At 62.9% G+C, this 21772-nt stretch carries 20 protein-coding genes; 12 read left to right on the top strand and 8 right to left on the bottom strand.

Translation table 11 applies throughout. The annotated features are described in order from the left end of the window. Positions 1-49 precede the first annotated feature (49 nt). Together J5278_RS14455 and J5278_RS14450 are read left to right on the top strand one after the other, a co-directional pair. A complete protein-coding gene (locus J5278_RS14455; RefSeq protein ID WP_209183159.1) occupies positions 50-1048 on the top strand; it encodes an NAD(P)H-quinone oxidoreductase in 999 nt (332 codons plus the stop codon). A gap of 116 nt (positions 1049-1164) precedes the next feature. After that, positions 1165-2160 (top strand): asparaginase, encoded by a 996-nt coding sequence (locus J5278_RS14450; RefSeq protein ID WP_209183160.1) that lies wholly within the window; start codon positions 1165-1167, stop codon positions 2158-2160. Between the two features lie 27 nt (positions 2161-2187). Here J5278_RS14450 and J5278_RS14445 read toward each other — a convergent pair whose 3' ends face one another. Next, positions 2188-2943 carry a DeoR/GlpR family DNA-binding transcription regulator gene (locus J5278_RS14445; protein WP_209183161.1) on the bottom strand — a complete coding sequence of 252 codons (756 nt, stop codon included), beginning with the start codon at positions 2941-2943 and terminating at the stop codon, positions 2188-2190. Between the two features lie 117 nt (positions 2944-3060). Between J5278_RS14445 and J5278_RS14440 the strand changes: the two genes are divergently transcribed. Both J5278_RS14440 and J5278_RS14435 read left to right on the top strand, forming a co-directional pair. Continuing rightward, on the top strand, positions 3061-3417 hold the full coding sequence (locus J5278_RS14440; protein WP_142824295.1) for a DUF4406 domain-containing protein: 357 nt from the start codon (positions 3061-3063) through the stop codon (positions 3415-3417). A 111-nt stretch (positions 3418-3528) separates the two neighbouring features. Beyond that, positions 3529-4149 (top strand): glutathione S-transferase family protein, encoded by a 621-nt coding sequence (locus tag J5278_RS14435; protein WP_209183162.1) that lies wholly within the window; start codon positions 3529-3531, stop codon positions 4147-4149. A 3-nt stretch (positions 4150-4152) separates the two neighbouring features. Here the strand turns inward: J5278_RS14435 and J5278_RS14430 are convergent, their stop codons facing one another. The 3 genes from J5278_RS14430 to J5278_RS14420 all read right to left on the bottom strand — a co-directional run bounded on the left by J5278_RS14430 (position 4153) and on the right by J5278_RS14420 (position 7141). Continuing rightward, the gene (locus J5278_RS14430) at positions 4153-4812 is read right to left on the bottom strand and encodes a glutathione S-transferase family protein (RefSeq protein WP_209183163.1); all 660 of its coding nucleotides are present in this window, start codon (positions 4810-4812) and stop codon (positions 4153-4155) included. A gap of 103 nt (positions 4813-4915) precedes the next feature. Beyond that, positions 4916-6271, bottom strand: coding sequence for a TIGR03808 family TAT-translocated repetitive protein (locus J5278_RS14425; protein WP_209183164.1), 1356 nt, complete (start codon positions 6269-6271; stop codon positions 4916-4918). 84 nt (positions 6272-6355) lie between these two features. Next, positions 6356-7141, bottom strand: a complete 786-nt coding sequence (locus J5278_RS14420; RefSeq protein WP_209183165.1) for a carbon-nitrogen hydrolase family protein — start codon at positions 7139-7141, stop codon at positions 6356-6358. 247 nt (positions 7142-7388) lie between these two features. On the opposite strand from J5278_RS14420, the gene J5278_RS14415 reads away from it, so the two are divergent. From J5278_RS14415 to J5278_RS14405, 3 genes are all read left to right on the top strand, one after another. Beyond that, the gene (locus tag J5278_RS14415; RefSeq protein ID WP_209183166.1) at positions 7389-8402 is read left to right on the top strand and encodes a ligase-associated DNA damage response exonuclease; all 1014 of its coding nucleotides are present in this window, start codon (positions 7389-7391) and stop codon (positions 8400-8402) included. A gap of 403 nt (positions 8403-8805) precedes the next feature. Next, entirely contained in the window at positions 8806-10443 is a 1638-nt protein-coding gene (locus J5278_RS14410) for a cisplatin damage response ATP-dependent DNA ligase (RefSeq protein ID WP_209206627.1), read from the top strand. 156 nt (positions 10444-10599) lie between these two features. Next, positions 10600-11553, top strand: a complete 954-nt coding sequence (locus J5278_RS14405) for a S9 family peptidase (RefSeq protein WP_209184071.1) — start codon at positions 10600-10602, stop codon at positions 11551-11553. A gap of 469 nt (positions 11554-12022) precedes the next feature. Here J5278_RS14405 and scpA read toward each other — a convergent pair whose 3' ends face one another. After that, positions 12023-14158 carry a methylmalonyl-CoA mutase gene (gene scpA, locus J5278_RS14400; RefSeq protein ID WP_209187359.1) on the bottom strand — a complete coding sequence of 712 codons (2136 nt, stop codon included), beginning with the start codon at positions 14156-14158 and terminating at the stop codon, positions 12023-12025. A gap of 946 nt (positions 14159-15104) precedes the next feature. Next, positions 15105-16475, bottom strand: a complete 1371-nt coding sequence (locus J5278_RS14395) for a methylmalonyl-CoA mutase family protein (RefSeq protein WP_209183169.1) — start codon at positions 16473-16475, stop codon at positions 15105-15107. 228 nt (positions 16476-16703) lie between these two features. Between J5278_RS14395 and J5278_RS14390 the strand changes: the two genes are divergently transcribed. Together J5278_RS14390 and J5278_RS14385 are read left to right on the top strand one after the other, a co-directional pair. Continuing rightward, on the top strand, positions 16704-17501 hold the full coding sequence (locus J5278_RS14390; RefSeq protein WP_247749013.1) for a L,D-transpeptidase: 798 nt from the start codon (positions 16704-16706) through the stop codon (positions 17499-17501). A 168-nt stretch (positions 17502-17669) separates the two neighbouring features. Next, positions 17670-18401 carry a L,D-transpeptidase gene (locus J5278_RS14385; RefSeq protein ID WP_142824305.1) on the top strand — a complete coding sequence of 244 codons (732 nt, stop codon included), beginning with the start codon at positions 17670-17672 and terminating at the stop codon, positions 18399-18401. A gap of 19 nt (positions 18402-18420) precedes the next feature. Here the strand turns inward: J5278_RS14385 and J5278_RS14380 are convergent, their stop codons facing one another. Further along, positions 18421-18909 (bottom strand): MarR family winged helix-turn-helix transcriptional regulator, encoded by a 489-nt coding sequence (locus J5278_RS14380; protein WP_224128065.1) that lies wholly within the window; start codon positions 18907-18909, stop codon positions 18421-18423. 121 nt (positions 18910-19030) lie between these two features. On the opposite strand from J5278_RS14380, the gene J5278_RS14375 reads away from it, so the two are divergent. Continuing rightward, positions 19031-19453, top strand: coding sequence for an organic hydroperoxide resistance protein (locus J5278_RS14375; protein WP_209183171.1), 423 nt, complete (start codon positions 19031-19033; stop codon positions 19451-19453). 254 nt (positions 19454-19707) lie between these two features. On the opposite strand, the gene J5278_RS14370 is transcribed toward J5278_RS14375, so the two are convergent. Beyond that, positions 19708-20829, bottom strand: a complete 1122-nt coding sequence (locus J5278_RS14370; RefSeq protein ID WP_209187360.1) for an NADH:flavin oxidoreductase — start codon at positions 20827-20829, stop codon at positions 19708-19710. Positions 20830-20929: 100 nt separating this feature from the next. Here J5278_RS14370 and J5278_RS14365 point away from each other — a divergent pair, with 100 nt between their 5' ends. Both J5278_RS14365 and J5278_RS14360 read left to right on the top strand, forming a co-directional pair. Continuing rightward, on the top strand, positions 20930-21349 hold the full coding sequence (locus J5278_RS14365) for a helix-turn-helix domain-containing protein (protein WP_209183173.1): 420 nt from the start codon (positions 20930-20932) through the stop codon (positions 21347-21349). Between the two features lie 65 nt (positions 21350-21414). Next, positions 21415-21720 (top strand): alkylphosphonate utilization protein, encoded by a 306-nt coding sequence (locus J5278_RS14360; protein WP_142824309.1) that lies wholly within the window; start codon positions 21415-21417, stop codon positions 21718-21720. The last annotated feature ends 52 nt before the right edge of the window (positions 21721-21772 follow it).

Below are 21772 nucleotides of genomic sequence, written 5' to 3'. Positions count from 1 at the left end.
CGCTCCCGCTGACCTATGTGCGTCTCTCCCTGATGTCATGGAGAGCCAGATGCCTTTGCCAACTGATATGCGCTGCGTCGACCTGCCGTCCTTCGGCGCCCCCGAGGTGATGACCATTGTCCGCAAGCCGCTGCCGGTGCTGAAGCCCGGCGAGGTTCTCGTGCGGGTCGAGGCAATAGGCGTCAACCGCCCCGATGTCGCCCAGCGTCAGGGAAACTATCCGGCCCCGAAGGATGCAAGCCCGATCCTCGGTCTTGAAGTGTCCGGCGAGGTCGTCGATGTCGCACCCGGCGTCACCGAATTTGCCATCGGCAACAAGATCTGCGGGCTCGCCAATGGCGGCGCCTATGCCGAATACTGTGCCGTTCCCGCCTCCCAGGCGCTGCGCTTCCCGAACGGCTACGACGCAGTTCGCGCTGCGGCGCTGCCGGAAAACTACTTCACCGTCTGGGCTAATCTCTTCCAGATGGCGGGGCTGACCGAGGGCGAGAGCGTCCTCATACACGGTGGCTCCAGCGGCATCGGCACCACGGCAATCCAGCTTGCCTGCGCTTTCGGCGCCGAGGTCTTCACCACGGCCGGCTCCAAGGATAAATGCGACGCCTGCGTCAGGATCGGCGCCAAGCGGGCGATCAACTACCGCGACGAGGATTTCGTCCAGGTCATCAAGGCGGAGACAGAAAGCGGCGTCGACATCGTTCTCGACATGGTCGGTGCGGCCTATCTGGAAAAGAACCTTGCTGCCCTTGCCAAGGACGGGTGTCTGTCGATCATCGCCTTCCTCAGCGGCTCAATCGCCGAGAAGGTCAACCTGGCGCCGATCATGGTCAAGCGCCTGACGGTCACGGGCTCGACGATGCGGCCGCGCACGGCGGAAGAAAAGCGCGCTATCCGCGACGATCTCCTGTCGCAGGTCTGGCCGCTGCTGGATGCCGGCACCATCGCCCCGCTGATCCACCACACATTTGCCTTCGAGGATGTCGTCGAAGCCCACAAGATGATGGAAACCAGCAGCCACATCGGCAAGATCATGCTCCGCATGGAATGAGCGGACGCATCGGCCTCTTGTGAGCCGGGGGCAGCGCGAACGTTGGCGCGATGACGGTTGGCAAGCGTCGCCCCAAACGCTATCACCGCTCGACCCCACCAGCATCGGATGCCATCATGACCAATCCCGTCACCGTCGAAGTTACCCGTGGTTTGCTTGTCGAGAGCCGTCATCGCGGCACGATCGTTGTCGTCGACGGTGATGGCGGCGTGGTGTTTTCACGCGGCGATATCGATGCCGGCGTGTTTCCGCGCTCCGCCTGCAAGGCGATGCAGGCCCTGCCGCTGGTCGAAAGCGGCGCTGCCGATGCCTATGGTTTCGGCCACAAGGAACTGGCGCTGGCCTGTTCCTCCCACAATGGCGAAGACGAGCATGTGGCGCTGGCAGCCTCGATGCTGGCGCGCGCTGGCCGCGATGTCGAGGCGCTGGAATGCGGCGCCCACTGGTCTTCCAACCAGAAGACCCTGATCCACCAGGCCCGCACGCTGGAGAAGCCGACGGCGCTCCACAACAATTGCTCCGGCAAGCACTCCGGTTTCGTCTGCGCCTGCTGCCACCAGGGCATCGATAGCAAGGGCTACGTCGGCTACGAGCATCCGCTGCAGCAGCAAATCCGCGACACGATGCAAGACCTGACCGGTGCCACACTCGGCGCCGACGTCTGTGGCACGGACGGCTGCTCGATCCCGACCTATGCCGTGCCGCTGCGCGCTCTCGCGCACGGCTTTGCGAAGATGGCGACCGGCCAGGGTCTCGGCGCGTTGCGTGCCAAGGCCTCGCGCCGGCTGATCGAGGCCTGCATGGCTGAGCCCTTCTATGTCGCCGGCAGCGGCCGCGCCTGCACGGAACTGATGCAGATCGCACCCGGCAAGATCTTCTGCAAGACCGGCGCCGAGGGCGTGTTCTGCGCTGCCATCCCGGAACAGGGCGTCGCCATCGCCGTCAAGTGCGACGATGGCACCGGCCGCGCAGCCGAGGCAATGATCGCCGCAACGCTCGCCCGCTTTTTCGAGACCGATGGCGAGATCCACGCCGGCCTGATGGCCATGGCGACAAAGTCGATGCACAACTGGAACGGCATTCACGTCGGCGACGTCCGGGCGACGATCTAAGCCCACCGAATTTGCCGAGCCAGTCGCTCACGCCAGTTGGATCGCCAGCCCGGCATCGCGATAGGGCTGGAGGTCGGCCTCCGGCAGCGGTCCGGGCAGGATCATGCCGGCCACGGATGCCAGCGGCAGGATATGGCACGGCGACGATGCGTCGAGCTTGTCCGGCGTCGCCAACACGAATGTTTCGGCGGAACATGCCGAGATATGCCGCTTGATGGCCGCCTCCTCGAAGTCGCCCGTCGAAAATCCATGGGCGGGGTGGACGGCGGTAACCCCGAGAAAAAAGATATCCGGCCGCACCAGTGAAATCGTTGCCATCGCACTCGCTCCGGTTGAAACCATCGAATGTTTGTAGATCCGGCCGCCGATCAGAATGACCTCGGCCGTCGGATGATGCTCCAGTACGCCGGCAATCGTCGGGCTGTGCGTTATCACGGTGAAGGCAAAGCCCCGTGGCAGCTGCCGGGCAATTTCCGCGTTCGTCGTGCCGCCATCGAGGAACACCGTCTGGCCAGGGCGGATCATGCCGGCGGCACAGGCGCCGAGCCGCTGCTTTTCCCCGGACGACAGGCTGCGGCGCGCAGACAGGTCCGGCAAGTTCGGCGACAGCGGCATCGCCCCGCCGTGCACCCTGAGCAGCAGCCCCTCGGCTGCCATCTCGCGCAGATCGCGCCGGATGGTGTCTTCCGACACGCCGAGCATTTCTGCCATCTGCTTGGCAATCACCTGTCCCTCGCTGCGCAAGGCCGCCTGGATCGTCGATTTGCGTTGGTTCGTCAGCATGCTTGTTTCCTGCACGAAGTTACACGATATTGCGCATAATATGAAATATGACTCGACATACCAGCAATATTATCGATATTCGTGCAAATTGTCGCATCAGGCGACAGGAGACAAACCATGTTGATATTGATTGCCGGCCCTTATCGCTCCGGCACGAACGACGACCCGGTTAAAATGGCGGAAAACCTGAAGCGGCTGGAAGCGCCGTCGCACCGCTTGTTCGAGGCCGGCCACGTACCGATGATCGGCGAGTGGGTCGCCTTGCCCGTCTGGAACGCCGCCGGTGGAAAAACCGTTGGCGACGACCTCTACGAGGCCATTTTCCATCCTGTTGCCGGCCGGCTTCTGGCCCTTTGCGACGGCGTGCTCCGCCTGGAGGGAGCATCCAAGGGCGCCGACAACGATGTGCGCATCGCCAGGGAACGGGGCATTCCCGTGTGGAACCGCCTCGAGGATGTTCCGGGCTGCGCCTGAAGTCGGCAGGGGGCGATCTATCGCCCTCTTATCCTCCGATTTTCCGACGCATGGCCTTTCACTTCGGTGAGAAACGCGCTTATTCTACTCCCCCAAGGGAGAGGAATCATCATGACAGTTTTGTATTATTCGCCGGGAAGTTGTGCACTTGCGAGCCTCATCGCCATGGAGGAATCCGGCATCGCCTACGAGCCGCGCCGCATCGATCTTTCCAAGGGCGATCAGAAGACGCCGGAGTATCTGAAACTCAATCCGAAGGGCAGGGTGCCCACGCTGGTGACCGAGCGTGGCGTCATAACCGAGACGCCGGCGATCCTCGCCTATATCTCCCAGGTCTCGCGCAACGTACGGCTGGCGCCGCTCGACGACTCCTTCGCCTTTGCCGTCATGCAGGCGTTCAACAACTACCTGTCCTCGACCGTTCACGTGAACCACGCCCACGGGCGCCGGGGTAGCCGGTGGTCGGACGATGCAGCCGCCATCGAGACGATGAAGGCCAAGGTGTCGCAGACCATGACCGAGAGCTTTGTGTTGATCGAGGACCAGCTGCTGGCCGGCCCCTGGGTGCTCGGCGGCAACTATTCCGTGGCCGACGGCTATCTCTTTACCGTCGCCAGCTGGCTGCCCGGTGACGGTGTCGATATGGACCTGTTTCCCAAGGTCAAGGCGCATGGCGAGCGCATGCGCGACCGGGCGGCCGTCCAGCAGGCGCTCGCCATCGAAAAGGGCTGAGCCTCAGCCTTTTTCCTGCCCGCGCGTCGCCTGCATGGCAAGGTAGGCGGGGCGGGCCTGGCAGCGCTTGATCCAAGCATCGAGGGCCGGACGCGCGTCGAACAATGCTGCCTCGCTCTGGGCATAGCGAAGCACTTCGGCAACGTTGAGGTCAGCGACCGTGAAGCGATCGCCGACGAAATGGCCGTTCGCCGAGAGATGTTTCTCCAGCACGTCCAGTGGCCGCTTCAGGAGGCGGCAGGCCACCGCGATCGTGGCCTTGCCGGCATCGGTGCCCTGTTCCCCACGGTCGTAGGTCTGGACAAGGCGGATGCTGTGCGGCTCCAGTTCCGTCGCGGCGAAGATCGTCCACATCGACAGCAGGCCGTCCTCTTCCGCCGTCTGGCCAGCGAGCGGCCCACCATGCTTGCGCGCAAGGTAGAGGTTGATGGCGAGTGATTCGTGCATGACGAAGTCGCCGTCGGTAATGCTCGGGATCAGCCCCATCGGGTTGATGGCGAGGAACTCCGGCGACATGGTGTTGATCGGTGCGCCCGGCGCCAGCGGCTCGTCCAGACGGTGGGCCTGCATGACGGGTATGGATTTGAACGGAATCCCCAGTTCGTTTGCCATCCAGTAGTTGCGCGATGCGCGCGAGCGATAGACGCCATAAATCGTCAGCATGAAGGTTCTCTCTATTTGCTTATGCCGACAAACCTATCTGGCAGCGCAGGCGAACGGAAGCAGCTGGCGTTGATGCAGCGATGAAAGCTTTTGATCGGTCGCGCTACGCCAAGCGGTTGCCGAGGATCGTCAGGTGCGGATAGGCCGTGCTGCCGGTTACAAGGTCGGCCGATGCAGGCTTGTCCCAGAGGAAGGCGACGATTGCCCCCTGGCTCGCGGCCTCGAACAGGTTGTTCGAAATCACCGCCGATCTCGCCCCGTCGGCGACCGAGACCGCGCAACCGACAGGCGCATTACGGACGATGTTGCCGGAGGCGACGAGGTTGCGCATATAAGGCCCCCAGCCGAGCTTGATGCCCCAGAGCGGTGCGTTTTCGATGACGTTGCCCGAGATCAGCGTGTCCGCCTCAGCCGAGATGCCGATGCCGAAACCGCCGTCCTGTGCATAGGGCGCCGACAGCGACAGGTTGCGCACCAGATTGCCGGTGACACTGGCGAGCCGGCCGCCCTTGTCGAAATTGGCGATGGCGATGCCATTGGCGGCGCCGTCGATCAGGTTGCCCGACACGACAGCGCCCTCGAATTCGAATTCGCAGAAAATCGCCGTCTCGCCGGAGCGCAGGCACTGGTTGTCGCTGATCTGCACGTCCGAGGCGGAGTTGGCTCGCACCGCCGTAAAGGCGCAGTCGGCGATGTGGTTGTCGGTCACCATGACATTGCCGGCGTAATAGACGTTGATGCCGTTGCCGTTCTCCCCGGTGCCGCCGTCGCGCGCACCGATCCGGGCGATGCGGTTGCCGGAGATGACGCTGCCATCCTCGCCCTTCTGCCAGCGATGCACCAGAATGCCGCCATTGCCGCAATCCTCGACGCGGTTGCCGGTCATAGTCAGCGCGTTCGACTGGACCGCATAGACGCCGGCATTGGCCGCGCCCGAAATACGGTTGCGCTCGATCCTGCCGCCGCAGCGCTCCAGATGCAGCCCATTCCCGGCGCTGCCGGTAATCTCGCAACTGCTCAGCAGCAAATCGCCGACGCCATCGAACCGCAGCAGCCCGCCGGCATCCTCGGCGAGCCCGAGGTTCCCCCCGTCGATGACGACGCCGGAGATCTCGATCCGCCCGGCATCGGCCGCCTTCATCAGAAAGCCGCCGCCGCCATAGACGATGCGCGTCGCCCCGGGGACGCCGATCAGCCGCGTATTATCGGGGAGGGTGAGGTTCGAGGCCGTGTAGTTGCCTGCCGGCAGCATCACCGGCCCCTTGTTCCGAGCTGCCGCATCGATCATCGATTGCAGCCCATCCGCCGACACCCGCTTGCGAAACGCCACGCCATCGATGGCACCGCGCATATCCGAGGCAGCCACATTCCCCGCCGGCCCCGCCAGCGCCCGCGAAACCGCTGCCGCACTCGCCGCCGCCGCACAAGCGCCAAGCATCAACTCACGTCGGGAAATCATGCTCGGCTCCTCGAATGCAAGGGAGTTCGCCTTATGCTCCCTTCATGATGCCGATAAAATCGGACGAGACGCAATCCCGGTCTATCACACACGCCGGAACCACTCTTTTTCCTGCGTCGCCCTGATCATTTCCAGATCGAAGTCCGCAAAGGCGATCTCGCTTTGCTCTCCTGCCATGCAAACAATCCGTCCTAGGGGATCGACGGCAAGAGACCGGCCGTCGTTCTTCGGTGCCGGATAGTTGGCCACGGCGACACCAACAACCGATTGGAACGCCATGGCGCGGATGCCTGCCACGCGGACATCGCCCACCTCGGGGTCATCGACAAGAGGGCTGCTGTTTGGCACGAAAATGACCTCGGCGCCCAAGCGGACGAGGTCGGACGCCACGTCGGGAAATTCGCGGTCCATGCAGATCATGATGCCAACTGTAACATCGCCGTTCCGGGTCGAAAGGCGAACGACACTGGAGCGGTCGCCCGGTGCGCAGGCATCTTCCGGGATGTCGAAATGGCAGATGTGTCGCTTTCTCTGCTGCAGCACGATTTTGCCGTCACTGTCGATCAGGACTGCAGCGTTGAAGGGCCTGGGTTCGGCCCGTTCGAGAAAGGTTGCCACGACGGCAATACCATGTTTGCGCGCTGCGTCGCGAAACCGCTTCACGTATTCCCCATCAGGGGCCACCGCTCCATCGACCCAAGACGCCCTGGAGCCCGCATCCGTGCCGTCGTAGCGGCCGTAACCGTTGGAAAACATCTCGGGAAACACCACGACATCGGCGGCTGCCTTGGCTGCCGAGGCAATCGCGTTACCAACGTCCGCATCCGGCATGATTTGCGCCAGCCCGACGCGCATGGAATGGGTCGCCAAGACATCCTCCTTGTCTGCATCGCAATCGCACATGGCCGTTTCGCTGAACGCCGCAGTCTGTCGATGCGCCCTCGCAAGCACAGAAGGTATCACCGTTTTGCGTCCCATCGACAAGCAGACACCGCCCTACCGGATGCCGCCCGTGGCGACAAGGCAGCCCATCGCGCTCCGCCGTTGATCCATCTAAATTTGCGCGAAAGCACAGCCGCCTCTGGCCGTCCGGCAAACGGTCGCTATCTTGTCTTGCATGAGGCCAGATGCATTGCTTTACCCCGCCCCGGAAGGGCTTTTCTGCCCGGTCGGCGGGTTTTATGTCGATCCGGTGCGCCCGGTCGACAGGGCGTTGATCACCCATGGGCATTCGGACCATGCGCGGCCCGGCCATGGCCATGTGCTTGCCACCCGCCAGACGCTCGACATCATGCGTATCCGCTACGGCGAGGGCTTTGCCGGCAGCGAGCAGGCGGCCGGCTTTGGCGAGGAGATCGTCGTCAACGGCGTCACCGTCAGCTTTCATGCCGCCGGCCATGTGCTGGGCTCGGCGCAGATCGCCATCGAGAAAGACGGCCTGCGGATCGTCGTATCCGGCGACTACAAGCGTCGCCCGGACCCCACCTGCGCCGCCTATGTGCCCGTGCCCTGCGACGTCTTCATCACCGAGGCGACCTTTGCGCTGCCGGTCTTCCACCATCCGGACCCGATGGCCGAAACGCGCCGGCTGCTTGCTTCGCTGAAGCAGTTTCCCGACCGTACCCACATGGTCGGTGCCTACGCGCTCGGCAAGGCGCAACGGGTCATCCGTTTGTTGCGCGATTGCGGCTATGACGAGCCGATCTATATCCACGGCGCGCTGACGCGGCTGTGCGATTACTACGAGAGCCAGGGCATCGCGCTCGGCGACCTCCGGCCGGCGACCATCGAAAGCCGCGCCGACCAGACGACATTCCACGGCGCCATCGTCGTCGGCCCGCCCTCGGCGTTCGCCGACCGCTGGGCGCGACGCTTCCACGACCCCGTCTCCGCCTTCGCCTCCGGCTGGATGATGGTCCGCCAACGCGCCAAGCAGCGCGGCGTCGAACTGCCGCTTGTCATCTCCGACCATTGCGACTGGCCGGAACTGCTGGAAACCATTTCCGAGCTGCAGCCCCGGGAAGTCTGGGTGACGCACGGCCGCGAGGAAGCCCTGGTCCGCTGGTGCGAGCTCCAGGGCATCAAAGCCAAGCCGCTGCATCTGGTCGGATATGAGGACGAGGGGGATTGATGCATCATCGTCTATCGGCTGCAGCTTCCCAGGCAGCGTTGTTTGGAACACGTGCAGAAGCTCCCATCTCCCTCTTTCCTGTGCTCGTCACAGGAATCCATCCACCGTGCGTCTGCACGGTGAGAGGACCTTTGCCTTACAGCGACAGTCTCCCGCAGCGCCGACGCGCTGCACTGGATTCCTGTGACGAGCACAGGAATGAGGGGAAGGAGGGGACTGAGGCCGGGGGAGCGATTGAGGCGGGATTGGTGGAAGCGCTGCGTTTCTTTACCTCCCCCTCTATGGGGGAGGTCGCGGCAAAGCCGCGGGTGGGGGTGATCTGCGGCAAATTCGGAGCTTGTGGCAGTCACCCCACCCCGTCGCTACGCGCCGACCCTCCCCATCAAGGGGAGGGTGCATACTCATGAAAGCTTTCGCCGATCTCCTCGATCGCCTGGTTCTGACGCCGAGCCGGAACGGCAAGCTGAAGCTGCTGACCGATTACTTCCGCGACACGCCGGATCCTGACCGCGGCTATGGCTTGGCGGCCATTGCCGGCACGCTCGATGTGCGCAACGTCAAGCCGGCGATGCTGCGCGAGCTGGTGCTGGAGCGGATGGATGCGGTGCTGTTCCGCTATTCCTATGACTATGTCGGCGATCTCGCCGAGACCATCTCGCTGGTCTGGGACAATGACGCCGATATCGAGCGGGCGCCAACCGATGAGCCGGGTCTCGGCCAGGTCATCGACGAGATGAATGCGCTCGGCCGCACCGAGGTACGTGGGTTCGTGCGCGACATGCTCGACAGGCTCGATTCCTCCGGTCGCTTCGCCTTCCTGAAGCTTGCGACCGGTGCCATGCGCATCGGTGTGTCGGCGCGGCTTGCCAAGCAGGCGCTGGCTGAATTGTCGGGCAAGGACGTGACCGAGATTGAGACGCTGTGGCACGGGTTGGAGCCACCCTACGTGACGCTGTTCCAGTGGCTCGAGGGCAAGGGCGACCGGCCGCTGCTGGCAACGCCGGCGATCTTCCACTCCGTCATGCTGGCAAACCCGGTCGAGCCCGGCAATCTCGATGGCCTCGACCCGAAGGACTTTGCCGCCGAATGGAAATGGGATGGCATCCGCGTCCAGCTGTCGCGCTCGGGCTCGACGTCGAAGGTTTACTCGCGCTCGGGCGACGATATCTCCGGTGCCTTCCCTGACGTGGTGGACGCCATCACCTTCGAGGGCGTCATCGACGGCGAACTGCTGATCGGCGGCACGGCGCGCTCTAACAACCCGACCCGCACCTTCTCGGACCTGCAGCAGCGACTGAACCGCAAGACGGTGAACGCCCAGATGCTCGCCGACTACCCGGCGTTCATCCGCACCTACGACCTGCTGTTCGACGGTGACCAAGATGTCCGCGCCCGGGGCTTTATCGAGCGTCGCGACCGGCTGGCCGAGATCATCGAGCACGCGCCGCACGACCGTTTCGATCTCTCGGCGCTGGTCGATTTTACCGACTGGGACGAGCTCGACAGGCTCCGCGCGGCGCCGCCCGATCCTGTCATCGAAGGGGTGATGATCAAGCGTCGCGACAGCCCCTACACAGCCGGCCGCGCCAAGGGGCCATGGTTCAAGTGGAAGCGAAATCCGTTCAACATCGACGCGGTGCTGATGTATGCCCAGCGCGGTCACGGCAAGCGCTCAAGCTACTATTCCGATTTCACCTTCGGCGTCTGGTCGACGACACCGGAGGGAGAGCAGCTGGTGCCGGTCGGCAAGGCCTATTTCGGCTTCACGGATGCCGAGCTGGAGGTGCTCGACAAGTTCGTGCGCAACAACACGGTCGAGCGCTTCGGTCCGGTCCGGTCGGTGAGGGCGGAGCGCGAATTCGGCTTCGTGGTCGAGGTTGCCTTCGAGGGCATCAATCGCTCGAGCCGGCACAAGTCCGGCGTGGCCATGCGCTTCCCACGGATCGCCCGTTTGCGGCAGGATAAACCGCCTTTCGAGGCCGATCGGCTGGAAACACTGGTGGCAATGATTGACGCCAAGACCCCTCCAGCCGAATATTAGCGTCAATGCGAATCCTCACCACAAAGTGAGTTGGCGCCGACCTTCAACCCGTGCAGACTTTGTCTGGCGGGGAACCACCGACGGAGCTTTACTTTGACTGATGTACCTGAGTTCTCCCACCGCCGTCGTGCAGTTCTGACCGGCCTTGCCGCCAGCATGCTCCTTCCAATCTCCGCCCGTGCAGCCTCCGTTGCCTCCCGTGCCACCACGCCGCCTGCTGCTTCGACGACACCACCGGCGCCGGCGACTGCTGCGCAGCCGGCCCCGGCTGCAAAGGCATCGGACGTTCCCAACACAGCACCGGCGCAGATGAGCGGCGATTATCAGCGTGAGCGCCGCAAGTTCCGCACCAACCTGCTCGTCAAGGGACCGGCGCCGGATAAATACGAAGCGCTCGTCGCTCCCGAAGGTGCAAACCAGATATTCTACCGCAGCGGCTATGGTGGAGAGCTCGAGCTCGTCGCCTGGGTATCGCGCTATGAGCGCACCCGCACGCCGCGCCCGGCAGTCCTCTTCCTGCATGGCGGCAATGCGATCGGCCAGGGCCACTGGCAGCTGATGAAGCCATACATCGACGCCGGCTATGTGGTGATGATCCCCAGCATGCGCGGCGAAAATGGCCAGAAAGGTAACTTCTCCGGCTTCTACGACGAGGTGGACGACGTGCTGGCCGCCTCGGACCGGCTGCGTCACATGCCGGGCGTCGATCCGCATCGCATGTTCCTCGCCGGCCACAGCATCGGCGGCACGCTGGCCATGCTGACGGCGATGTCGACGCGGCGTTTTCGCGCCGCCGCGCCGATCTCGGGAAATCCGGACTCTTTCGCCTTCTTCAACAGGTACCCGCAGGATATCCGCTTCGACGACAAGGACCCGCGCGAATTCCAGATGCGCTCGCCTGTCTGCTATGCTCACAGCTTCAAGTGCCCGATGAAGGTGATGCACGGCTCGGAAGAGGTGCACTTCGTCACCCGCGTCGGCATCCTGTCGAAACGGGCCCGCGAGGCGCATGTCAACATGGACGTCGACGTCATCCCGGGCGGCCACTTTTCTGCCCTGCCGGCCGAAATCGAACGCAGCATCCAGTTCTTCAAAGGTATTGCGGCCTAGCCTGTCACACAAAAATGGGCGGCTTTATCCGCAGAACACCCTTATCACGGTCGATTTCGGGTTGGTGACACTCTCGGATGCTGTGCCGCTGTGGACAAAATTGAGACGAGTGGGCGTATCTGTGGCGACACGTTCCTGGCTGCCGTAGTGGCGGGAGTCTCCGGGTATTTTGAGCCCCACTGTCGCAGAGGATGGACCGCCCACGAACTTTTGATATCGGGATGCACCACAGGCATCCGAGGTCGACGCCTGGTTTGACGGGGACGTGGTTGAGCATGCACTCAGAAAAATGAATGCCGAAAATATTGATGCTATCGGTGAAGGTTTCAAGGTTGTGCCTTTTGCGTGATGGTTTGCTCTATCTCTGCTTTATCAGAGGCATAGACATTGCCATCCCATCATTGCCGATGCAACCGACCTCTTAAATCTCAACACAGGATACAATATGGCGCCCTTCCCGTGGCCGTCGTCACGCTGGCATCATCCGTTCGATCAGTGCCTGCGCCGCCTCGGCGATGACGGTACCGGGCGGGAAGATCGCGTCGGCGCCGGCGGCCCGGAGGGTGGCGAAATCCTGAGCCGGAATGACGCCGCCGACCGCGATCAGGATGCTGGCGCCACCCCTGCGGGTGAGGGCGCTTTTCAACTCCGGCACCAGCGTCAGGTGACCGGCGGCCAGCGAAGACGCGCCGACGATATCGACGCCTTCGCGCACCGCGAGATCGGCCACTTCCTCCGGCGTCTGGAACATCGTGCCGACGACGACGTCGAAGCCGATATCGGCAAAGGCCGAAGCGATGACCTTCTGGCCCCGGTCGTGGCCGTCCTGGCCCATCTTGGCAACCAGAATGCGCGGCGCCGCACCCCTTGCTCTCCGGAACCCCTCGACGGCAGCAACGGCGGCGTTGAACACGGGATCGCTGTCGCCGACCTGGCTGCGGTAGACGCCGGAGATCGTCTGTACCTCGGCCACGTGCCGGCCGAATGCCTTTTCCATCGCCAGCGAGATTTCGCCGACGGTAGCCCTTGCGCGCGCCGCCTTGACCGCGAGATCGAGCAGGTTGCCCTCGCCATTGCGGGCGGCCAACGTCAGCGCATCCAGCGCCTGCTCCGTGGCGGCAGTATTACGCGTGCCCTTCAGCTGCTGCAGCTTCGACAATTGCCGGGCGCGCACCTCGGAGTTGTCGATCGTCAATACGTCGACGTCGCGCTCCTCGGCGAGCCGGGAGACGTTGAGCCCGACCACAGCCTGCCGGCCGCTGTCGATACGGGCCTGCGTCCGGGCGGCGGCTTCCTCGATGCGCAGCTTGGGGATGCCGGTTTCGATGGCTTTCGCCATGCCGCCGAGCGCCTCGACCTCCTCGATGTGACTGAGCGCCCGGGCAGCGAGATCGTGCGTCAGCCGTTCCACATAGGCCGAGCCGCCCCAGGGGTCGATGATGCGGCTGGTGCCGGATTCCATCTGCAGAAGGATCTGCGTGTTACGGGCAATGCGGGCGGAATGATCGGTCGGCAGCGCCAGCGCCTCGTCGAAGGCGTTGGTGTGCAGCGACTGGGTATGCCCCTGCGTCGCCGCCATCGCCTCGACCATGGTTCTGACGATGTTGTTCATCGGGTCCTGCGCCGTCAGGGACCAGCCGGAGGTCTGGCAATGGGTGCGTAGCGCCAGCGACTTCGGATCCTTCGGCGCAAAATTCTTCTGCATCAGTGCCGCCCAGAGCAGTCGCGCGGCCCTGAGCTTTGCCACCTCCATGAAGAAGTTCATCCCGACGGCCCAGAAGAACGACAATCGGGGGGCAAACTTGTCGATATCGAGCCCGGCAGCAACGCCGGCCCGCGCATAGTCGATGCCGTCGGCAATCGTGTAGGCAAGTTCAAGGTCAGCCGTCGCACCGGCTTCCTGCATGTGGTAGCCGGAAATCGAAATGGAGTTGAATTTCGGCATCCTTCGGCTGGTATAGCTGAAGATGTCCGAGACGATCCGCATCGAGGGCTGCGGCGGATAGATATAGGTGTTGCGGACCATGAACTCCTTGAGAATGTCGTTCTGGATGGTGCCGGACAACTTGTCCTCGGACACGCCCTGTTCCTCGGCGGCAACGATGTAGAGCGCCATGATCGGCAGCACCGCACCGTTCATCGTCATCGAAACGCTCATCTCGCCAAGCGGAATGCCGTCGAACAGCTGCTGCATGTCGAGGATCGAATCGATCGCCACGCCGGCCATGCCGACATCGCCGGCGACGCGCGGATGGTCGCTGTCATAGCCGCGATGGGTGGCAAGGTCGAAGGCCACCGAAAGCCCCTTCTGTCCGGCCGCCAGATTGCGCCGGTAAAATGCGTTCGACGCCTCGGCCGTCGAGAAACCGGCATATTGGCGGATCGTCCACGGCTGCTGGACATACATCGTCGGATAGGGGCCCCGTATGAAGGGTGCTGCACCCGGATAGGTCTCGAGAAACGGGACATTGGTCAGTTCCGCCTCGCCATAGCGACGTTTGACGTCAATCCCCTCAGGCGTCTCCCAGGCATCACCGGCTTCGGCAACCGTCGGAAGGTTAGGGCGAACCCAGGGCAGGATTGAAAAATCAGGAATGCGGCTCATACGATATCTCCCAAGCCCATGACCGGCACGAGTACCCCGCCACGCCCCTTCATCAACGAGCCCAAAGACCCCAGCCACCGGCTCATCGATTTTCGACAGGCACCACCCCATCCTCCCTCATTCCTTTGCTCGTCACAGGAACCCAGCCAAGGCGCGTCTGCGCCTTGAGGAGACCCGCTCCGCACGCGCAAGAGTCTTTTCCGCCCAAGGACTTGGGCGTGCTGGATTCCTGTGACGAGCACAGGAATGAGGGAGGGGGATGCGCTCTCTGTCGCAAGATGGTCCTGTTTCCAGGAGGGGGCTGTCAGGCCGCATGGTCGCAAGGCAGATGTCACGCGGCTCCCTTGGCCACCTATCGATGACCCGCGCCGCAGGGCCACTCCTTTTTCCCGAGCACCGCCCGATCCTCCCTCATTCCTGTGCTCGTCACAGGAATCCGGCCAAGGCGCGTCTGCGCCTTGAGGGGACCGGTGCCACGAGCGCAAGAGTCTTTTCCGCCCAAGGACTTGGGCGTGCTGGATTCCTGTGACGAGCACAGGAATGAGGGAAGGGGCGGCGCTCTGTGTCGCCGCAAGACGGCCCTGTTTCGAGGAGGGGGGTGTCAGGCCGCATAGTCGTAGGGCAGATGTCACGCGGCTCCCTTGGCCACCTATCGATGACCCGCGCCGCGGGGCCACTCCTTTTTCTCGAGCCCCGCCCCATCCGCCCTCATTCCTGTGCTCGTTACAGGAATCCAGCCAAGGCGCGTCTGCGCCTTGAGGGGACCGGTGCCACACGCGCAAGAGCCTTTTCCGCCCAAAGACTTGGGCGTGCTGGATTCCTGTGACGAGCACAGGAATGAGGGAGGGATCGGTACTGTCGTCGACTGTTTGGACATCGATATCCTCTTGCGGCCGTTGGCTTCGGGCCATCAAGTTCCGACCAGCGGCACCCTGTTCGACCATCATCATACCGTCTCCTCGTCCCGTCGCACCGGCCGCACGCCGACAGTGGCAACTGTGGTCCGAGGTCCCAGCACCGTGACGAGCCGCTCCTTTTCCGCAGCAAACAGTGTCGTCCCTACAATCAGTCCAGGCGGACGCTTCTGTCGGGATTGCGCCACCATCGATGCCAGGCTGCCATCGGCGATGGCGGCCTGCAAGCCACCTGCGCGTTCGATATCGCCAAACAGCGCCCAGGCTTTTGCCGCCAGTGCATCGGTCAACGCCTCAAGGCCGCCGGAGCCGGCTGCAGGGTCGGTAACGTCGGCGAGGTGGCTTTCGGCGGTCAATACAAGCTGCGTGTTGCGCGCCAGGCGTCGCGCCAGCGGGTCGGGGATGCCATGCGCCAGGGTGTGCGGCAGCACGGCAATCTCGTCGGCGCCGCCCGTGCCGGCGGCAAATACTGCGATGGTGTTGCGCAGGATATTGGTCTCGGGGTCGCGCAGCGTCAGCATGCGGCAGCTGGTTTCGGTGAAGACATGCGGCCGTGGCGCTGGATCGACGCCGCAGGCTTCAGCGATGCGGGCAAAGAGCAGCCGTGCGGCGCGAACCTTGGCAATGGTGAGAAACTGGTCCTGGTCGGCGCAGAGGTTGAGACTGATGGCGCCGAGCACCGCTTCCGGCTCAATGCGCTCTGCCTCGAGGAGGCGCAGATAGGCGGCGATTGTCGCTGCCATGACGGCCAGTTCCTCCGCCTCGGTGCCGCCGGCATTGTGGATGATCCGCCCGTCGGCGTTCAGGATGGTGCCGCCGCGTGCCAGCCCTTGCCGTTGCCGGAAGCGGGTGCCGAGGTCGGCCGTCTCGACAGGCCGTCCGCCAAAGGCCGCCGGGGTGAAGGGGTCGATGCCGAAATGCACTGTCTGCGGTAGGTCCGTGCCGGAAGACTGCAGGAAGTTATCGACGACGGAAACCGACTGGACGCCCTGTTCGAGCCGCATCGAAACCGGACGGCCTGCGGTGGCGGCAAAGATTGAGGCGATAAGCGCCCTGTTGTCTGCACCGATCCCCGTGCCAAAACCTTGGGCGCTGTCGTCAAACACCATGCTGACAGCCGTGGCGCCGTTGGCCAGATCGTCGGCCAGTTGCGACAAGGCGCGTGTTGCATCGGGATCGTCGATCCGCTGGCAGATCGCCCAGGCCGCCGATGGCTGGCGACGCGCGAGCGGTGTTGCAGCCACACGTCTTTCGTAGAGCGGCTGGATGGCGATACCGTCGTCGGTCGCAGACACCAGCGTGCGGTCGAAATCAGCGCCCTTCAGCGCCTTGCCAACCAGCGCCAGCCAAGCCTCGCGGTCTGTGGCGGCAAAAGCCTGCGGGTCGAGAATGTTCAGCGTCATACGATCCTCCTCAGGTCGTTCTAAAGGAGCGAGGCGGCGTCGAAAACAACACATTGGATGGTTTCTCAAAATAACTGCGCCATCCAGCCCAATTCGGATGACAAGCCTGCCTCACTGCCTCACTGCCTCACTGCCTACTTCTGCACCCGACACCAGCCTCGCGCCAGCCGTGGCTGGCAGGGTGCGGTGCATTGCTCCTTTTGCGCGTTTTCGATGATGGCTGGTCCTATGCTCCTTTCCCGTTTGCTGTTGCTGGCTTCGACTGTCTCCTGCCTCGCGCTGGCAAGTTGCAGCATCATTCCCGACACCGGCGCCACCGATCCGGATCGCTTTGCCCAGGAAACCGCACCGGTCTTCTACCGGCCGGAAGGCATCGATCCCGAAAAGGTCAAGCGCCTGCCGGTGCAGCCGGTGCCCCAGGTGCGCAATATCTACCAGACGCAGTTTCACCAGACCTATGGCCTGCCGGTTTCCAATCCGGTGCACCAGGCAATGTATGCCCAGCAGCACGAAGACGATTTCACGCTTCCGGCCATACCCTATTCCCGCATCGATCCGCGCTTCCTGCGCCAGGAGGTCAGCTATCAGTCGACCGAGCGGCCGGGCACCATCGTCGTCGATACCCGGAACTACTTCCTCTATCTGGTCGAGGCCAACGGCAAGGCGATGCGCTACGGCGTAGGGCTGGGTCGCGAAGGCTATGCCTGGGCCGGGCGGGGCGTGGTGCAGTGGAAGCAGAAGTGGCCTCGCTGGACGCCGCCGGCGGAAATGGTGGCGCGCGAGCCGGACATGCGACCGATCTCGGCCGAGCGCGGCGGCATGAATCCGGGGCCGACCAACCCGCTGGGTGCGCGGGCTCTCTATATCTACAACAACGGCAAGGACACGCTCTACCGTGTCCACGGGACGCCGGACTGGCAGTCGATCGGCAAGCCGACATCGTCGGGCTGCGTGCGCATGCTCAACCAGGATGTCATCGATCTCTACAATCGCGTGCCGGCCCATACGCAAATTGTCGTGATGTAGGCGTCTCAGTCTACTATTTTAGGAGCTGTTGCATAAGCGCGATAGCGGCGGAAGATCAGGCGCTTTAAAGGCTTGTTAAGCTTGAATGGTCTTCAATCGGCGAAACTGATTCGGCACTTGTCGTTTTTGTCCGCCCGACGCCCCCGCACCATGGAATGATGTTCACACATGAACCTGCCTTCGTCTCTTTCACGCCGTAAATTTCTGACCTTCGCTGGCATCGGCGCCGCATCAACGCTCGCCGGCTGCGCCTCTTCGGCCGGTCCCGGCGGCCAGATCATCGAATACCGCAACCCGATGCCGATGATCAGCGGCTGGCTCGGCGGCAACGGCTATCGGGGCGAACAGCCAGATCCGGCCGTGATCTACGCTGCAATGGAAGACAACGGCTATCTCCTGCCGGCCATTCCGTATCAGCAGATCGACCCGAAGTTCTGGCGCCAGCGCGTCATCAACGACACCGGACAGCCGGCCGGCATGGTCATCGTCGATACACGCACCCGCTTCCTCTACATCACCGAACCCGGCGGCACGGCAATGCGCTACGGCATCGGCGTCGGTCGCGAAGGCTTCGCTTGGCAGGGCACCGGCGTTATCCAGTGGCGCCAGAAATGGCCACGCTGGAACCCACCGGACGAAATGGTTGCCCGTCAGCCGGAACTCGTCAAGTATTCGATCAAGAACGGCGGCATGGGCCCAGGCCTCAAGAACCCGCTCGGCGCGCGTGCTCTCTATATCTTCCAGGGCAAGCAGGACACGTTCTACCGCCTGCACGGTAATCCGGACTGGCATTCGATCGGCAAGGCCGTATCGTCGGGCTGCATCCGCATGCTGAACCAGGACGTCATCGACGTCTACGACCGCGTGCCGGAAAAGGCACCGATCATGGTCATCCAGTAATAGACCTTGAAAATGGGGGTCAGTCTGATTTTGTCAGATTGGCCCGCAACTGCTGCAGGCGGTCGCGAAGACCTGCCATATCGTCGATGCTGCAGCCTATGGTCTCGCCGATGGCGAGCATGATGCCATCGACCTCGCTTTTCATCGCCTCTCCCTTGTCGCTCAACGACACGATAAGCTGCCGTTCGTCCTCTGCATCGCGCGTCCGGACGATAAGCCCGTTCTGCTCGAGACGCTTCAGCAGCGGCGACAGTGTTCCGGAATCGAGATCCAACTGCTCGCCGATCGCCTTCACCGGCAGCCGGCTTTTCTCCCACAGCACCAGCATCACCAGATATTGCGGATAGGTCAGGCCGACGCGGTCGAGGATCGGCTTGTAGGCACGCGTAAACGCATGCGCCGTGGCGTAGACGGCAAAGCACAATTGCCGCTCGAGGCGTTTTTCCTCGTCGGGTACCACTCGTCTAGTCACGTGCTCTGCCATTTCATCCTGCCGTTCAGTTCCCATGTAATTGCCCACAGGGGCTTTCTAAAATCAAATCGCAAATATCTATTGCGCACAATTAGATTTCGCGATATATAAAATCATCCAACCGAGCAAGATCGTCCAACCGAGAAGGAAACGCGATATGCCTATTCTCTACACCACCAAGGCTTCTGCAACAGGCGGCCGTGCGGGCCACGCAGCATCTGAAAACGGCGCACTCGATGTCACGCTGACGGTTCCGAAGGAACTGGGCGGCGACGGCGCTGCCGGCACCAATCCTGAACAGCTGTTTGCTGCCGGTTATTCCGCCTGCTTCCTCGGCGCATTGAAGTATGTCGCGGGCCAGCAGAAGGTCAGCATCCCGGAAGACACAAAGATCACCGCAACGGTTGGCATAGGCCCGCGCGAAGACGGCACCGGCTTCGGTATCGAAGTGGCGCTGTCCGTCCACATCCCGGGCATGGAAAAGGCCGAGGCTGAAAAGCTCGCCGCTGCCGCCCACATCGTCTGCCCCTACAGCCACGCCATGCGCACCACGACCGAAGTGCCGGTCACGGTTGCCTGAGCCAGCATTTGCCGGGACACGCGAAAGGCCTTCTCCCAGCCGGGAGAGGGCCTTTTTTGTCCTGGAACAAGATGATGATGTTGGCGAGGACCGCTGCCGCTAAACACAACGGTTGCGCATGAGGGGAAATCCCGAAACTGCTTCGAGCAAATCAAAGTCAAACTGCATGAGACCAGGATGACGAGACGGCGGCATTGTTCGCGTTGACGGCGGCAAGGCGATGATCGCCGCCGTCCCACTTCATCGAGGCTAGATCAGACCAGTTGGCCGAAATCGGCAGGACTGAAGTCCTTGAGGGCGGCGGTGTCGCCAGCATGGATCTTGGCGGCCCAGGCCGGATCGCTGATCAGCGCACGGCCGACGGCGATGAGGTCGAACTCTTCGCGCTCCATCCGGCGCACCAGATTGTCGAGACCGGTCGGCGTCGAGCTTTCGCCGCCGAAAGCAGCCATGAAATCGCCGGAGAGGCCGACGGAGCCGACGCTGATGGTGGCAGCGCCGGTGAGCTTCTTCGCCCAGCCTGCAAAGTTCAGGCCGTTCTCTCCGTCTATCTCGGCAAATTCAGGCTCCCAGAAACGACGCTGCGAGCAATGCAGCACGTCGACCCCGGCTTCGACCAGCGGCACGAGCCAGTCCGCCATTTCATCCGGGGTTTCCGCCAGGCGGGCCTTGTAGTCCTGCTGCTTCCACTGACTGAGGCGCAGGATGATCGGATAGTCCGGACCGACTGCGGCGCGGATGGCTTTGACAACTTCGATCGGGAAGCGCGAGCGTTCCTTGATCGACGTGCCGCCAAACCGGTCGTCGCGGATATTGGTAAGGCCCCAGAAAAACTGGTCGAGCAGATAGCCATGGGCGCCGTGGATTTCGAGTGTGTCGAAGCCCAGGCGCTTGCTATCTGCGGCAGCGCGCGCATAGGCGGCAAGCGTGTCAGCTATGGTCTCGTCGCTCATTGCCTCGCCGAATGGTGCGTCTGGAGCCTCGAGACCCGATGGGCTCTCGATCGGCGATGGCGGAACCCACTCGGTTCGGGCGTTCCTGACGGCGCCGACATGCCAGATCTGCGGGCCCATCTTGCCGCCGGCTTTGTGGACGGCGTCGATGACGTTGCTCCAGCCGGAAAGCGATGCTTCGCCATGGAAGAACGGCACATTGGGATCATTCTTGGCGGCCGGGCGGTCAATTGCCGTGCCTTCCGAAAGGATCAGTCCGACTTCGTTTTCGGCGCGACGGCGGTAATAGGCGGTGACGTTGTCGCCAGGGACGCCATCCGGCGAGAAAGAGCGCGTCATCGGCGCCATGACGATGCGGTTCTTCAGTTCCAGCGACTTGACGCGGAAGGGCTGGAACAGGGAGGATACGTCTGTTGAACTCATGGAAAGGCTCCGCATTGATGATGCGGCAGATTAGTATATCCTGGATACCTAGTGTCAATCAGGCACTTTTCGGCCACTAGGTTGCTCAAAGGAAACCACCATGTCAGAACAGCAGGCATTGTCGCGGGAAGCCGGTGGGGAAATCGCAAGCTCCTCCCGGAAAAAGGTTCTCAGCGCCGCCGATTGCCCGCACCGCCTGCTTCTGGAGCAGATCGCCGACAAATGGTCGGTGCTGCTGCTGGCAGCCCTTTGCGACGGCCCGCTGCGCTTCAACGAGATCCGCCGCACGCTGGAGGGCATCACCCAGAAATCCCTGACCCAGAGCCTGCGTCGTCTCGAGCGCAACGGTATCGTCGACCGCCGCGTCATCGATACATCGCCGGTTGCCGTCGAGTACAGCATCACACCGCTTGGTCATTCGCTGAAAACGCCTTTCCGCGCTCTCTACAGCTGGACGGTCGATAACCTGCAGGACGTTGAAAAGGCCCGCGCCCGGTTCGACCAGAGGAAGGGCGGGTGAGGAGATGTTGCGATTGATTGCGCGACTGCTATAAGCGGCGATCTTTGCATCAGGAGTAGATTTCGATGGCAGCCGATAACGACGAATACGTGTATGACGAGGCGACAGGCGACTGGCGTCCCGCCTCCGAAGTAAAGGCTGCCGGCGCTTCCGGTGCCGTCGAAGTGCGCGATGCCTCCGGCACGGTTCTGAAGGACGGCGATAGCGTCACGCTGATCAAGGATCTCAAGGTCAAGGGCGCAGGCCAGACCCTGAAGCAGGGCACTGTCATCAAGTCCATCCGTCTGACCGACAATCCGGAAGAGATCGACTGCCGCCACGACGCCATCAAGGGCCTCGTCCTGCGCACCGAGTTCGTCCGCAAGCGTTGATCGCCAAAGCCCCGGATCGGAACCGGGGCTCACTCCGATTCTCTCGCTTCAC

The organism is Rhizobium sp. B21/90, assembly GCF_019355815.1.
In the GTDB taxonomy this organism is placed as follows: domain Bacteria; phylum Pseudomonadota; class Alphaproteobacteria; order Rhizobiales; family Rhizobiaceae; genus Rhizobium; species Rhizobium rhododendri.
The sequence above is the reverse complement of the archived record's forward strand: the minus strand, read 5'-3'. Positions and strand labels throughout refer to the sequence as shown.

What these genes read in the sequence shown, in the direction of transcription:
- J5278_RS14415 (WP_209183166.1), top strand. Translation starts at nt 7,389, where the DNA reads ATGAGGCCAGATGCATTGCTTTACCCCGCCCCGGAAGGGCTTTTCTGC.
- J5278_RS14440 (WP_142824295.1), top strand. Translation starts at nt 3,061, where the DNA reads ATGTTGATATTGATTGCCGGCCCTTATCGCTCCGGCACGAACGACGAC.
- J5278_RS14365 (WP_209183173.1), top strand. Translation starts at nt 20,930, where the DNA reads ATGTCAGAACAGCAGGCATTGTCGCGGGAAGCCGGTGGGGAAATCGCA.
- J5278_RS14410 (WP_209206627.1), top strand. Translation starts at nt 8,806, where the DNA reads ATGAAAGCTTTCGCCGATCTCCTCGATCGCCTGGTTCTGACGCCGAGC.
- J5278_RS14425 (WP_209183164.1), bottom strand. Translation starts at nt 6,271, where the DNA reads ATGATTTCCCGACGTGAGTTGATGCTTGGCGCTTGTGCGGCGGCGGCG.
- J5278_RS14370 (WP_209187360.1), bottom strand. Translation starts at nt 20,829, where the DNA reads ATGAGTTCAACAGACGTATCCTCCCTGTTCCAGCCCTTCCGCGTCAAG.
- J5278_RS14405 (WP_209184071.1), top strand. Translation starts at nt 10,600, where the DNA reads ATGCTCCTTCCAATCTCCGCCCGTGCAGCCTCCGTTGCCTCCCGTGCC.
- J5278_RS14430 (WP_209183163.1), bottom strand. Translation starts at nt 4,812, where the DNA reads ATGCTGACGATTTATGGCGTCTATCGCTCGCGCGCATCGCGCAACTAC.
- J5278_RS14395 (WP_209183169.1), bottom strand. Translation starts at nt 16,475, where the DNA reads ATGACGCTGAACATTCTCGACCCGCAGGCTTTTGCCGCCACAGACCGC.
- J5278_RS14455 (WP_209183159.1), top strand. Translation starts at nt 50, where the DNA reads ATGCCTTTGCCAACTGATATGCGCTGCGTCGACCTGCCGTCCTTCGGC.
- J5278_RS14360 (WP_142824309.1), top strand. Translation starts at nt 21,415, where the DNA reads ATGGCAGCCGATAACGACGAATACGTGTATGACGAGGCGACAGGCGAC.
- J5278_RS14380 (WP_224128065.1), bottom strand. Translation starts at nt 18,909, where the DNA reads ATGGGAACTGAACGGCAGGATGAAATGGCAGAGCACGTGACTAGACGA.
- J5278_RS14445 (WP_209183161.1), bottom strand. Translation starts at nt 2,943, where the DNA reads ATGCTGACGAACCAACGCAAATCGACGATCCAGGCGGCCTTGCGCAGC.
- scpA (WP_209187359.1), bottom strand. Translation starts at nt 14,158, where the DNA reads ATGAGCCGCATTCCTGATTTTTCAATCCTGCCCTGGGTTCGCCCTAAC.
- J5278_RS14450 (WP_209183160.1), top strand. Translation starts at nt 1,165, where the DNA reads ATGACCAATCCCGTCACCGTCGAAGTTACCCGTGGTTTGCTTGTCGAG.
- J5278_RS14390 (WP_247749013.1), top strand. Translation starts at nt 16,704, where the DNA reads ATGCTCCTTTCCCGTTTGCTGTTGCTGGCTTCGACTGTCTCCTGCCTC.
- J5278_RS14435 (WP_209183162.1), top strand. Translation starts at nt 3,529, where the DNA reads ATGACAGTTTTGTATTATTCGCCGGGAAGTTGTGCACTTGCGAGCCTC.
- J5278_RS14385 (WP_142824305.1), top strand. Translation starts at nt 17,670, where the DNA reads ATGAACCTGCCTTCGTCTCTTTCACGCCGTAAATTTCTGACCTTCGCT.
- J5278_RS14375 (WP_209183171.1), top strand. Translation starts at nt 19,031, where the DNA reads ATGCCTATTCTCTACACCACCAAGGCTTCTGCAACAGGCGGCCGTGCG.